This window comes from Pseudalkalibacillus sp. R45 (assembly GCF_052246725.1).
GTDB lineage: Bacteria > Bacillota > Bacilli > Bacillales > Fictibacillaceae > Pseudalkalibacillus.
Genome location: NZ_JBQQCL010000004.1, coordinates 45,243 through 58,717 on the forward strand (window position 1 = coordinate 45,243; position 13,475 = coordinate 58,717).

The following is a 13,475-nucleotide window of genomic DNA, read 5'->3' on the forward strand; positions in this document are numbered from 1 at the left end:
AACTCAATATATGTACATATATCATGGGAAGAAATGTTCAATAAAAATCGGGAAATGTACGGTGCTGGCTGCCGGTATCGCTTTCTAAAACAAACAAAAAACAAGGAAGAAGTTTTCTTCTTCCTTGTTCACCTACTCTTCTAAATCACCTAGAAGGAAATTCGGATCTAGATCTTCGAATTCTTCTCCGTCCACTTCATCTTCCCAAGAATCGTCTTCTAAATCTTCTTCAACACCATCCTGGTTTACATGGACCCAGACTTTCGTTTCTCCGATCACTTCTGCAATGAATTCCCTCTCGACTTGAACAAGTATTTTATTGCCGTTAGGAGAAATTGTTGCTTCTAATGTATTAGGCTCCTGTATTGCTCTTGCACTCACTTGTGTATGTGCTCCTAATGAATTTTCATCTCTCTTTGAAAGGTTGCAGCAATCTTTATACTTGATTGTCTCAGTTACGACCTCTGTTTTTGTATTGTTATTGTAGGAGTACCATACATTGATATCATAGCTGCCTTCTACATCAACTGCATCTCCGTTTTCTATCGCCTTATAATTGTGGTTGATGATCCAGCAACCGAGAATGCTGGATGGTTTATGAGCAGGTGTAACCGTGTGGGTGGCCTGTGAGAACTTTCTCCCCTTGCCGCAAACCGCTTTAGTTATAATTTCTCTGTAACTGAAATCGTTATTGGCCATGTAACTCAATCCCTCCTCTTCCAATCTTCAATTCATCCTATGCAGGGCGAATGACTAGTGTGCTAAAAATTTTATAAACTCGTTCATAATGTCCCGTTAGTTCAGTCTATGAGATTCTTACGAAATTATTGTTCATTTTTTTTATTTTTTAATTGATTATTCTTGTCTTGCAAAATGACTCTTTTTCCAAGGACGATCCGCACGCTTCTTCAGCCTTCGTTGTAAAAACAAATTTATAAAAAATAACGTTTAATACGGTATGTGAAATTTCTAAAAAGTGAATTCCCATTTTTTAAGAATATGCACGTTTAATGATAATACAAGAGGGTACAACAACTACGAAAATGACCCTATCTAATCGAAGGAGTGTTAATATGCAAGATTTGTATCCATCTCGAAACAATGACCAATTCGAAGTCCTCCAGAGAAAGGATCCGGTCATCCATGGAGATGAAAAGACTAGGCAAAGCTGTCCATTGACCGATGAACAACTTTTATATTACGAAGAGAATGGATTCATCATGCTCGAGAATTTCTTTTCTAAAGAAGAAGTTGGAAAATTACAGGATGAGATTTTCGGGTTACGTGATGAGAATCGGATGACCGATTCCCCTAAAATCATCAGAGAACCAGAAAGTAATGAGATCCGATCTATATTTGATTTTCATAAAAGTAATTCATACCTTGAGAAGTTGACAAGGAACCCTGAGTTGATCAAAATCATCAACCATTTGCTCGGTGATGACGTATATATCCATCAGTCACGGATTAATTATAAACCTGGATTCACCGGGAAAGAGTTTTATTGGCATTCCGATTTCGAAACCTGGCATGTGGAGGACGGGATGCCCCGTATGCGGGCTTTAAGTGTATCCATTGCTTTATCAAATAACTACACCTTCAACGGTCCACTCATGCTCGTACCAGGCTCGCATCAATATTACATTTCTTGCGCAGGAGAAACGCCTGAAGATAATTTCAAACAATCCTTGAAACGTCAGGAATTAGGTGTACCAGATCATGACCATATGAAATGGCTAGTCGATGGTGGTGGAATCGAAGTTCCCACTGGTAAAGCTGGTTCCGTTATTATTTTCGAATCGAATACGATGCACGGCTCGAACAGCAATATCACGCCTTATGATCGGAACAACCTCTTCCTCGTCTATAACAGTGTAAACAATCGACTTGTAGAGCCGTTCTCTGGCGGAAAAGCAAGACCAGATTTCATTGCAAACCGTGAAGAAGAAGAAATCAAGATTTAGGAAGCTCGACCACTTTCGTACTGAAAGAGCAAAAGGGTAATATTATACAGATGAAGAGAGCGGTGCATCCTCATGCGCCGCTCTCTTCATCATTCAACACTTTATTTTTATCTTTACGGTATTCTTTGACTTCCTGGCGATATAAAAGAACAAAAGGAAGAATGATCAAATAGATGACGTAACCGATCAAGATGATTTTTGAAAGTCCACTTAAAAGAAAATATGCTGACAGGAAAAACAGCAAGAGCAGCAACAATGGGATCACATAACCGAAAAACATCGATTTCCCCCTTTCACTTCCACTATCTTCTCCTATAACAGTATAAATAATAACCCTGCTGTAAAAAATGATAAGAGCTCAATCATTTTGGAGTAATATAGGGGGACATGAGATATGTGGAAATGGAGGCGTAATAAAAAACAATTTCCAAAAGACGAACAAGTCCAACAAAACGATTCCATTGATGCATTAATTGAAACCCTCAAACGTTCAAAAGATTTTACAACCGATCATCTTACGGGTCCTACTACATGTGTCATCTCGTACATAAAAACAATGATCGAACCTAAATTCCTTCACCAGTCGATTTTACCAGCTCTCAAGTCTCATCATCTAAAAGATTTAGAAGATATTAAACATGAAATACCTGTTGATAACATCAAGATAACAGATGAATTAGAAGAGATCCGGATAAGAATGATGCAAGGTTATGTCATGATCCAGATGGAGGAAGCTGATAAAGAGGTTCTGTTGATACCGGCGGTTACCGTGGAAACAAGAAAAGTCAGTGTTCCGGAAGTTGAATTCAGTGTCGTTGGTCCCAAAGAAGCGTTTGTCGAGTCACTTGATACCAATATCAATCTCTTACGGAAACGTCTTACACTACCGCAATTAACCATCCATGAGTTAGTGATCGGGAAACTCACCAAAACCAGGGTCGCTGTCATTTCAATTGAAGGGATCGTAAATGAAGAAAACCTGAATACCGTCATTCAACGTTTGAATGTGATTGAATACGATCAGATCATCGACAGTTCTTTCATTACACAGATGATTGCTGATAATTCGAACTCTCCCTTTCCACAGTTTTTAGATACGGAAAGACCTGATCGTGTGGCGGAGGTATTGGTAGAAGGTAAAGTTGCTATTGTCGTTGATGGCTCTCCGCATGCTTTGACATGCCCGACGACCATCGTTGAATTTTTTTCCGCTTCAGATGATTATTTCTTACCCTGGCATCTAGCGTCTGCATTTCGGCTGATCAGATTATTTGCGGTAATTTTTTCAGTTCTGAGTACTTCTTTATATGTAGCGGTGTTGACACATCATCATGAAATGGTACCAGAGGATATGATGCCAACGATCATTTCTTCGAGAGCGGATATCCCGTTACCGCCGATCCTCGAAGTCATTGTTTTGGAATTGACCATCGAATTACTCCGAGAAGCAGGAGCAAGGCTTCCAGCCAAGGTTGGTCAGACCATTGGTATTGTTGGCGGTATCGTAATTGGAACAGCAGCAGTTGAAGCTGGATTGACAAGTAATGTCCTGCTGATCATCACTGCACTTGCAGCACTTGCGTCATTTACGACGCCTGTATACCAAATCGGTAATACGATCCGTCTTATCCGATTCCCCTTTTTACTTGGAGCACAATTTTGGGGATTGATCGGTATATCCCTATCTATGGTCTTTTTCATCGGACACTTGATCAGACTCAAATCAATCGGACGACCTTTTTTTGCACCACTATACCCTCTGCGGTTCCGGGATTTGAAGGATGCTTTCATCCGTCTGCCTTTCAATAAACAATCGAAAAGACCGTTACAAACGCGCCCGGATGATTCAACACGTTTCAACGCACATCGGTCTAATGAAAAGAGAGATATCGATGATTAGAAACAATCAATCAGGAGTACGATCCATATCTGAAAATGCAATGGTATCTCCCACCCTTGTTTTTTTTCTGATCCACGCGATGCAGATCGGTGTAGGGATACTTGGTTTTCAACGTTATATAGCCAAAGATGCAGGATACGATGCATGGATCTCGATTTTAATAGGCGGATTGATGATGCATATCCTGCTATGGATGATTTACAAGATTCTCGAAGACAGTGATGGTGATATCGTATCTGTGCACAATGATATTTATGGGAAATATCTCGGAGGTTTGTTGAGCATCATATTCAGCTTTTATTTCCTTTTGCTGAGTCTAACTGTTGTGAGAACGTTCATCGAAGTCGTTCAAGTTTGGGTTTTTCCTCGATTGAATGTTTGGGTATTTTCATTCGTTTTCCTTTTATTAGCCTATTATTTTGCAGCTGGTGGATTCCGTGTAGTAACCGGCATGTGTCTGTTCAGTGTCCTTTTAGGATTACCGGTGCTATCTTTGTACTTCTTTCCATTACAATTCGCTCATATGGAAAATCTTTTTCCAATCATTAATCATTCAATCCCGGAATTGTTAGCTTCTACAAAGACGGCTACTCTGAGTTTTCTTGGAATTGAACTATTGCTGATTTATTATCCCTTCATCAAAAAGCCGCATGCCTCAAAAAAATGGGCGCATCACGGGGTGTTTTTCACCACTCTCATATATCTTGGGACTGCAATCGTCTCATTTGTCTATTACAGTCTAGAAGGAATTCAGGATATCATATGGCCGACGATTTCGTTGTGGAAAATCGTAGAATTACCTTTTGTAGAGCGATTTGAATATATAGGATTGGCGATGTGGGTTTACGTCATTTTACCGAATATTTGTTTGGCATTGTGGGCCGCCAGCCGAGTTCCAAGACGTGTTCTGAATTTCAAACAACACTGGATCCTCATCATCTATTTCATCATTTTATTCATAGCATGCGGCTTATTGAAAGATAGAGAAACCATTGATCAATTGAATGATTGGACAGGTAAGATCGGATTCTATATATTGCTTTACATTCCTATATTGTTTCTATTTCAAAAGGCTGCAAATAAAGTGAGGAAACGTCATGTCTAACAAAATCATTATGCCGTTACTTCTGTCCCTTTCCTTATTGGTACTCACAAGTTGCGAAATTTATAGTATTGAAGATGTGGCCATTATCCAGGTAGAAGGTTATGACTATATTGATGATGAACAGATCGAGGGGACGATTTCTATTCCACAGTTCAGTAGAGTTGAAACAGGGGCTACAATCAGTGAAAAATACTTTAGTGCTGAGGGTGAAACGTTAAAAGAAATCCATGGAAAGTTGCAAGGAAAATCCTCCAGACCACTGATCCATGGTAAAACGACTGTGAACCTTTACGAGGAGGAACTTGCAAGAAATGACATATCATTTCTTCTCGATAATCTGATCAGGGATGCAAGCATTGGCAGAGACGTTTATCTAGGTGTAGTTAAGGGTTCTACAAAGGAGCTGATCGAGACGGAATTTTCAGCGAATGAGCGTACTTCCAGGTATATAACCGGTCTCTTAAAAAATAACACCATGGAAAATTTTCCCACCACCAACCTACATGATTTTGCCTATGCCTACAGCTCGGCAGGGATGGATGGTTTTTTACCTATACTGAAAAAAAAAGGTGAGCATGTTGAACTTGATGGGATTGCCTTTTTCAAAAAAGGGACATACGTTCACTCTGTACCTTTCAGCGACAGTTTCCTCTTTAAAATCATGAAGGAGGACTTCAAATACGGGAATCGTAAAGTAGAGTACAAAGAACATGATTACATCATCGAAAATATCGGTTCGGAAGTGAAGTACCACGTTATTGAAGGAATTGACAACCCGAAGTTCCAAATCGAAATCAATTTGAATGGAATTTTGAATGAAGTCACCCGCTTCAAAATGCCAAAAGACCCAAAATTAATTCCCAAGTTGGAAAAGAAATTCGCTGCAAATTTGGAAAAGAATTGCTTAAGTATGTTAGGGGAATTACAAGAAAAAGACATTGACCCGTTAGGATTGGGGAATGTTATGAAAAGTCGCGAACGAAAATTCGTTCATAAACAATGGAAGGAAAAATATCCATTTGCGCAGATCGAGGTAAAAGTCAATGTCGAAATTCTTGAAACAGGGATTTCATCGTAACGGTTTTGATTATCAGAATGGAAAAGGAATGAAGGACATGCACCTTTCACTGACGGTTTTAGCAGTTTTTACAGCATGGAAATGGGGCGATTGGAGAAATTGGAGGAAATACCATGCAACAATGCTTTATATGACCAGTATGAGTCTTCTCTATTTCTTCTATTGTTCTGGCCATCTGCTTTGGCGTATCGACCCTGATTTCGGGATTCCTTACGCTGTGACTGAATCTCTTTATTTTTTCATCATATACCCTGCAACAGTATTGTTATATTTAACCGATTACCCTGAGAGTCTTTCAAAAAAGGTCTTGTACAACCTGAAATGGATTGGCATTTATATTGGCTTTGAATTCCTGGCTAATCTCTTCGATCGAATAACTTATTTCAATAAGTGGAATCTCCTTTACTCATTATTGTTTGTGTGTGTCATGTTTCCGATGTTAAGACTTCATTATCTGAAGCCTCTCATTGCTTATTTGGTTTCTTTGGTCATCATCGCAGTATTATTGATGTATTTCAAAGTTCCTGTAAACTTGTCAAGCCGAGGACTGAGTATATGGACATGATAATGCTAAATCTTTTCTATATTACACTGCTGATCGTACCCTGGATCATTTGGTGGAAAACAATAGATCGAACTCGTTTAATGGAAATATTGATTTTCGGGCTTCTATTATCGACAATTGTTATACTTTTGGATACTACTGGGGTTAATAATGAATGGTGGAGATACAATTCGAAATTGTTTCGGATCGTTCCCCATTTTATACCTATGGACTATTCAGTCCTGCCGGTTGGATATATGATTACATATCAATTTTTCGGCTCATGGAAAAGGTACATCATAGCATCTATCGTATTATCTTCCATAGGAGCATTCATCATTGAACCATTATTCATATATCTTGACGTTTACGAACAGCTGAAATGGAGTCATTTCTATTCCTTTGTGATTTATATTTTGATCGCCATTGTATTAAAATTTACAATTGAACGGATCAACCACCTCAATCATTGAGATTTTTAAGTTCTTCCCTGTTACTCGCCATAGGTGGTTGTTCCAGCCATCGATTATCAATCATGATATTTGCTCCATCTTCCGAAAACTTGCCAACTTCACCGATCAACCTTCCATACATTACCCCAAGGTCACGTCTAGGACTGGTGGATATACTCGTACCATAGTAACCGATACTTAAGGCAGTCAATGACGTGGTTTGGAACATCATCAATTTGTCCGAAAATGTAAAGGTTGTGGATTCAGTAACATCCGTATCCCATGTCATAGGTACTGGCAGATCATCCTCTCTCATCACTGAACTGAAAATTTCCACATGTTTTTTGGCAATCTCTTTGCCCCTTGTAAAAAATTTAACAACATCTTTCTGTTGAGCAACCTGACTATAAGCCATCATCGTCGCTACTCCCAGTGCATTCCTTTGTATATTTTCATATAGATTTGTAATTTCAAGTGATGTCAGTGGTCTACGATTTCCAAAGTAGCCTGTAAGAAAACTTTGTTTTGTCACAAACTCATATGTGGCCGGTGTCGGAATATATGGGGAACGTATATATAAACCTTTGGATAATAATGTCTCCCTAGTGCGATTTCTCAACTCGACCGATTCTTGAAGACAGGTAGAAAAATACTCGTATACGTCTGAGCGATCTGCAAGTCCAGTACTCATACTATATGCATTCAAGCCGATCTTCCCCATATGATTGAGGAACACCAGATAATAAGAATCTGCAAATAAACGTGGTGCATTGATGTCGACATCTTCCTCCACTTTAAATCCATAAGGTACAGGGTGACCTTCACCATTAAAAAACGCCTCTAACCTTTCAACGTGTGTTTCTGCCAATTGTAGTGCATATTGTAGAATCGGACGTATTTCATCATCTTCAACGTGATTCAGGAAATACTTCAAAGCACAGACTGAAAATGTATCATTCATATAAGCTGTCCAAAGTTGGGATAATTCTGCTGAGGTTAAGCGGATCTTTCGGTTGACCTCCATAAAACTCTTCCTCCGTTCATGGATCAGTAATGTTTTTAGCTTATCTTTTCAATGGATTTATTATACCTGGAGCAGGAATTCAGCTAAAGAAAACTTGGTCCAGCCGCAATGCAAAAAATAAGGCTGTTTTCGCAAGCTTTGTTGCTCTTGCACTTAAAGAAAGTATAAAATACTTTCTTCAGTATAAGGGCAACTAAGGCTCGACCTACAAAAGGCTTGGTCTCGCCAAGTTTTCTTTAAAAGTCGTTGATTTCCGCTCCAGGATACTTGCTTTCCGCGTGTCGTGCGGTGAGCCCACTCGTCGCCTTGCGACCTCAGGAGTCTCCTTTTCAAGGAAGCATTTGTGCTCCTGCGTCTACAAGAAAGTCCTTTCGAAGCGAGCTTCCTCGTCGCATGCCTTGCGAGGAGATTATTCAGGTAGTAGGCACGCTGAACCCGCAGAAGTCTCGCACCTTGCTCTCCAATCAACTTGCACAAGATGTTTTTTAAAAATGACTCAAAAGCAACAATCTTTTAGAAAATAGCCAAAAATAAAAAGCGATGCATTAGTTGCATCGCTTTCCCATGTTCAGTATCGATTATGTTTAATTGCTGAACCTGTCATCCCTTTTAATTGATCACCGTCTGTTTCACGGATGATCTCGTTCGTCACTGTATTCGAAATTGTGGACGTGACCAACTGTAAAAGGTCGTTCACATCTGTTTGTGATTGCTTGAACTCCATTACGATTGGAATCGCATCAACCTCAGCATGAAGACTCTCAAGCTTGTCCTCCACTTTTTTCAATGCTTCATGTTTTTGATAATGCTGGAGATTGACCGCTTCTTGCTGATACATTTTTATTTTACCGATCAACTTTTGGACCTTATCGTTTTCGTTGATCTTTTCTTCTGCCTTTTTGAAGAAATCCACTTCTTCGGTAGCAGATATCATTTTTGCAAGCTCTTCTGCTTTTTCAATCACATGTTTCCTAGTATATTGTGCCATTACGCTTTCACCCCTGCCGTTTCTACAAGCTCTCCATTGAGACTCCATGTTTTAGGATCTGTCACTTTCACATTGACGAGTTTACCGATCAATGATTTTGGTCCTTTGAAGTGTACCAGTTTATTCGTTCTCGTATAGCCTGCCAGAACATCCGGGTCCTTCTTACTTTCCCCTTCAACAAGAACCTCGACAAATTTTCCATCTAATGTTTTGTTCTTCTTTAAAAAGATTTCATTCATGACACTATTCAAACGCTGAAGTCGTTCTTTTTTCACTTCCATCGGTACGTTGTCTTTCATTTTTGCAGCAGGTGTACCATCACGTGGTGAATAAATGAACGTGAATGCCATGTCGTATTCGACCTCTTTCACAAGCGAAAGCGTCTCTTCAAATTGTTCATCTGTTTCATTCGGGAATCCGACGATGATATCCGTTGTAAAGACAGCATTCGGTATCTTATCCTTGATCTTTTTGACAAGTTCCATATAGTGCTCTCTGGTATATTTACGCGCCATCAACTTCAATACTTCAGAACTGCCATGTTGGACCGGCAAGTGGATATGCTCAACCATATTTCCGCCTTTTGCAAGGACATCAATTAAATGATCGTCGAAATCTCGTGGATGGCTAGTCGTAAATCTTACACGAGGGATATCGATTTTCCGGATCTCATTCATCAAGTCGCCGAGGCCATAGTCGATATCATCGAAATCTTTTCCATATGCGTTGACATTTTGCCCAAGCAATGTAATTTCCTGATACCCGTTTCTTGCAAGATGGCGTACTTCCTCAATGATGTCTTCTGGACGACGGCTTCTTTCCTTTCCACGCGTATAAGGGACGATACAATACGTGCAGAACTTATCACAGCCATACATGATATTAACCCAGCCTTTAATATTCCCTTTGCGGACTCTCGGCAGGTTTTCAACAATGTCCCCTTCTTTCGACCAAACCTCAATGACCATTTCTTTACTGAAAACGGCGTTTTTAATCAATTGTGGTAATCTGTGGATGTTGTGTGTTCCGAAAATCAAATCGATATGCTGGTGCTTCTGCATAATCTTATTAACGACAGACTCTTCCTGAGACATACATCCGCATACACCCAGTATGAGGCCAGGATTTTCAAGCTTCAACGGCTTCAAATGGCCGATTTCCCCGAACACTTTATTTTCTGCATTTTCACGGATTGCACATGTGTTGAGGAGGATGACATCCGCTTCTTTCGTATCCATTGTTGATTCAAATCCCATATCCGTGAGAATCCCTGCCATTACTTCGGTGTCATGTTCGTTCATCTGACATCCGTAAGTACGGATCATGAACTTTTTCCCTTTACCTATATCTTTGAAGTCTTCATCAATAATAAAATCTTTATGAACCTGTACTTTTTCTTTTCCCCGACGTTTCGCATCTTTCAGCGAAGGGGGTTGATAGGTTGTTTGAAAATACTTCGAGTAATCTTTCTCATCTGTCTTTTGTTCTGGTGTTTCGATTACGGAGGTATCTTTTTTCAACAGTCTCACTCCTTACTGCAAAATCAATGTGTATGTGAAATAATGAATAGTAAAATTAATATATATAACTAGTTTATTATAACAAATAGTGGAACACTTGACCATAAAAGTTAGAGGATGAGACGTGAAGATTATGAGATTAGGCGTGCGCCAGACCAATCTGTGCATTATTGAGGATTAATCTGTTCACTTCTAAAGTCATGAAAAGGAGAAGGCCATCACGCCTTCTCCTTTTGGGTTACTAGATGATATTCAGTTCTTTACCAGCCTTTTCAAAAGCGTCAAGCGCTTCCTGCAGATCACCTTTAGAATGCTGTGCAGTCACGATGGTACGCACACGCGCGGATCCTTTTGCAACAGTAGGGAATCCGATACCTTGAGCAAACACACCATATTTGAACAGTTTATCGGATAGCTTATGGGCTAGTGCAGCATCTCCTACCACAACAGGGGTGATCGGTGTTTCGCTCTTACCAGTATCGAACCCAAGCTTTTGCAAGCCGTCTTTGAAGAATTTTGCATTATCCCATAGCTTATCAATAAGCTCAGGTTCTTCTAAAAGCACATCGATCGCTGCTGAACATGCTGCTGTTACTGCAGGAGGATGAGATGTACTGAACAAGAATGGACGTCCCTTATGGATCAGATAATCCCTCAATGCTTGTGTACTTGCGACGTAACCACCAAGGACACCAATCGCTTTACTTAATGTTCCAACTTGAATATGTACGCGTCCGTTCAAATCGAAATGATCGATCGATCCACGTCCATTACTGCCAAGAACACCACTAGAGTGTGCGTCATCAACCATTAGGATTGCATCATACTTTTCACAAAGGTCCACAATTTCAGGAAGCGGCGCAATATTTCCGTCCATCGAGAACACACCGTCTGTCACGACAAGACGGACACGGTATTCAGAGGATTCTTTCAATGCACGTTCAAGATCTTCTACATCAACGTGCTTGTAGATCTTTCTATCTGCCTTCGTCAAACGAATTCCATCGATGATTGATGCGTGATTCAATTCATCGGATATGACAACGTCTTCTTTCGTAAGAATCGAAGAAAGAACACCCTGGTTCGTAGTAAACCCTGATTGGAATACAAGAGCAGCTTCTGTATGCTTGAATTCTGCGAGCTTCCTTTCGTATTCCTCATGCATTGCCAAAGTACCCGCAATCGTCCGTACAGATCCAGTACCTACACCGTACTTATCAACGGCATCCAATGCAGCTTGCTTCATACGAGGGTGGTTGGTCAGACCTAAGTAGTTGTTTGAGGAAAGCTGGATGACTTCCTTTCCTTTGATCACCACACGTGAACCCTGTTCGGATTCAAGAGGGATCAATTCACGAAATACACCTTCTGACTTCATTTCATCAAGTTCTTTTTGGAGATACTCAAAACCTTTCACTGGAATTCCTCCTGTCATTATTAAATTGCATAATCATTTTTCAAATTCTTATGGCTTCAATACCACTTTTCCACATTTGCCCTGGAGCATCAAGTCGAAACCTTTTTCAAAGTCTTCTAATGAAAATTCATGTGTAATCATCTTTTCGACATCCACTTGACCTGAACCTAAAAGACCAGCGACCTGACGCCATGTTTCGAACATCTTTCGTCCCGTGATCCCCTGGACAGTGATCCCTTTGAAAACGATATCATTTGTGATGTCGACTTTAACGGGTTTTACAGGGAGACTTAAGATCGCCATGCGGCCACCATTCGTAAGCATCTTGAAGCCTTGATCAATCGCTGCAGGATGTCCAGACATTTCACACACGATCTCTACGCCGTTTCTATCTGTCAGGCTCATAGCCACTTCGACAGGATCTTGTTCTTTCGAATTGACAGTGGTTGTTGCTCCCATTTCTTTTGCGAGATCCAGGCGGTATTCATTCAGATCATATGCAATCACCTGTGAAGCACCAGCTGCTTTTGCAACTCCAACAGCCATAAGTCCGATAGGCCCACAACCAATTACCGCCACTGTTCTGCCCGCAACATCACCAGCAAGAACAGTATGGACTGCATTCCCCATCGGCTCTTGGACAGAACCGACCGCCATCGGAAGCTCAGGGTCATTCACCCAAAGGTTTTTGGCTGGGAGTGCTACGTATTCCGCAAAACAGCCATCGATATCGACACCGATGATTTTCGTATTGCGGCAGATATGCGCATTACCCGTCAGGCATTGCGGGCATTCTCCACAGACGATATGGGTCTCAGCAGAAACGGAGTTACCGATTTTCACATTTGTTACATCTTCACCAATTTCAACGACTTCCCCAGCGAATTCGTGCCCAAATACATACGGCGGATTCACACGGCTCGCTGACCATTCGTCCCAAGCATAAATATGTACATCTGTTCCACATATAGAAGTTGCCTTTACTTTGATCAACACTTCATCTTTTTTAATTTGAGGGATATCGACCATCTCTAGCTTAGCGCCTTTACCGCGATGGTGTTTTACAATCGCCTTCATTTTTCCTTCCAAGATGAACACTCCTTTAAACTTAACTATTCATTTCCCTCTGAAATTGTATCATGACAACAAAAAGTAGTAAAGGTATGTCCACCTGAGAGAAACATACTGTTTTGATGGATGGAAGTCTCTTATTCATTTTGCAATTCTGTTGCGGAAACTATACGTGTTTTCGTTTTATTTTTAGCTTTTCAAGGTTATGTTATGTCTAGTAAAATTCGATCGCTTTCCCGCAGGAGTGTCGCAAATTACGCTTCAATCAAACATAGTCAGAAATCAACAGTATTATTTAACATAGCCTAAAGAAAACTTGGTGAAGCCAAGCCTTTGGCGCAGGATGAGCCTTAGTTGCACTTTTACTGAAGTAAGTATTTTTATACTTTCTTTAAGTGTAGGTTTTAAAAAA

General features: G+C 40.3%; 13 protein-coding genes. 6 read left to right on the forward strand and 7 right to left on the reverse strand.

The genetic code is table 11. The features are described 5' to 3' along the window. Nucleotides 1–132 precede the first annotated feature (132 nt). Nucleotides 133–699, reverse strand: a complete 567-nt coding sequence (locus ACTWQL_RS09495) for an outer spore coat protein CotE (protein WP_261133001.1) — start codon at nucleotides 697–699, stop codon at nucleotides 133–135. Nucleotides 700–1,073: 374 nt separating this feature from the next. On the opposite strand from ACTWQL_RS09495, the gene thpD reads away from it, so the two are divergent. Beyond that, nucleotides 1,074–1,964, forward strand: a complete 891-nt coding sequence (thpD, locus tag ACTWQL_RS09500) for an ectoine hydroxylase (protein WP_443142217.1) — start codon at nucleotides 1,074–1,076, stop codon at nucleotides 1,962–1,964. Nucleotides 1,965–2,034: 70 nt separating this feature from the next. Here thpD and ACTWQL_RS09505 read toward each other — a convergent pair whose 3' ends face one another. Continuing rightward, on the reverse strand, nucleotides 2,035–2,244 hold the full coding sequence (locus ACTWQL_RS09505) for a hypothetical protein (protein ID WP_443142218.1): 210 nt from the start codon (nucleotides 2,242–2,244) through the stop codon (nucleotides 2,035–2,037). A gap of 114 nt (nucleotides 2,245–2,358) precedes the next feature. On the opposite strand from ACTWQL_RS09505, the gene ACTWQL_RS09510 reads away from it, so the two are divergent. From ACTWQL_RS09510 to ACTWQL_RS09530, 5 genes are all read left to right on the forward strand, one after another. Further along, complete coding sequence (locus ACTWQL_RS09510) at nucleotides 2,359–3,864, forward strand: spore germination protein (RefSeq protein WP_443142219.1); 1,506 nt, start codon at nucleotides 2,359–2,361, stop codon at nucleotides 3,862–3,864. Further along, the gene (locus ACTWQL_RS09515; RefSeq protein ID WP_443142220.1) at nucleotides 3,857–4,969 is read left to right on the forward strand and encodes a GerAB/ArcD/ProY family transporter; all 1,113 of its coding nucleotides are present in this window, start codon (nucleotides 3,857–3,859) and stop codon (nucleotides 4,967–4,969) included. Before ACTWQL_RS09510 ends, ACTWQL_RS09515 begins: the two co-directional genes overlap by 8 nt. After that, the gene (locus ACTWQL_RS09520; protein ID WP_443142221.1) at nucleotides 4,962–6,047 is read left to right on the forward strand and encodes a Ger(x)C family spore germination protein; all 1,086 of its coding nucleotides are present in this window, start codon (nucleotides 4,962–4,964) and stop codon (nucleotides 6,045–6,047) included. Before ACTWQL_RS09515 ends, ACTWQL_RS09520 begins: the two co-directional genes overlap by 8 nt. After that, nucleotides 6,013–6,612 (forward strand): CBO0543 family protein, encoded by a 600-nt coding sequence (locus tag ACTWQL_RS09525; protein ID WP_443142222.1) that lies wholly within the window; start codon nucleotides 6,013–6,015, stop codon nucleotides 6,610–6,612. The genes ACTWQL_RS09520 and ACTWQL_RS09525 overlap by 35 nt, the downstream gene beginning before the upstream one ends. 80 nt (nucleotides 6,613–6,692) lie before the next feature. Next, nucleotides 6,693–7,064, forward strand: a complete 372-nt coding sequence (locus ACTWQL_RS09530; protein ID WP_443142223.1) for a CBO0543 family protein — start codon at nucleotides 6,693–6,695, stop codon at nucleotides 7,062–7,064. Here the strand turns inward: ACTWQL_RS09530 and ACTWQL_RS09535 are convergent. The 5 genes from ACTWQL_RS09535 to tdh form a co-directional block, all read right to left on the reverse strand. Beyond that, complete coding sequence (locus tag ACTWQL_RS09535) at nucleotides 7,054–8,067, reverse strand: DUF3231 family protein (protein ID WP_443142224.1); 1,014 nt, start codon at nucleotides 8,065–8,067, stop codon at nucleotides 7,054–7,056. The genes ACTWQL_RS09530 and ACTWQL_RS09535 overlap by 11 nt on opposite strands. Before the next feature lie 568 nt (nucleotides 8,068–8,635). Further along, nucleotides 8,636–9,055 (reverse strand): RicAFT regulatory complex protein RicA family protein, encoded by a 420-nt coding sequence (locus tag ACTWQL_RS09540; protein WP_443142225.1) that lies wholly within the window; start codon nucleotides 9,053–9,055, stop codon nucleotides 8,636–8,638. Continuing rightward, nucleotides 9,055–10,575, reverse strand: coding sequence for a tRNA (N6-isopentenyl adenosine(37)-C2)-methylthiotransferase MiaB (miaB, locus tag ACTWQL_RS09545; RefSeq protein ID WP_443142226.1), 1,521 nt, complete (start codon nucleotides 10,573–10,575; stop codon nucleotides 9,055–9,057). The genes ACTWQL_RS09540 and miaB overlap by 1 nt, the downstream gene beginning before the upstream one ends. Nucleotides 10,576–10,816: 241 nt before the next feature. Then, complete coding sequence (locus tag ACTWQL_RS09550) at nucleotides 10,817–11,992, reverse strand: glycine C-acetyltransferase (protein ID WP_443142227.1); 1,176 nt, start codon at nucleotides 11,990–11,992, stop codon at nucleotides 10,817–10,819. A 48-nt stretch (nucleotides 11,993–12,040) separates the two neighbouring features. After that, nucleotides 12,041–13,081, reverse strand: a complete 1,041-nt coding sequence (gene tdh / locus ACTWQL_RS09555) for an L-threonine 3-dehydrogenase (protein WP_443142228.1) — start codon at nucleotides 13,079–13,081, stop codon at nucleotides 12,041–12,043. Nucleotides 13,082–13,475: the final 394 nt, after the last annotated feature.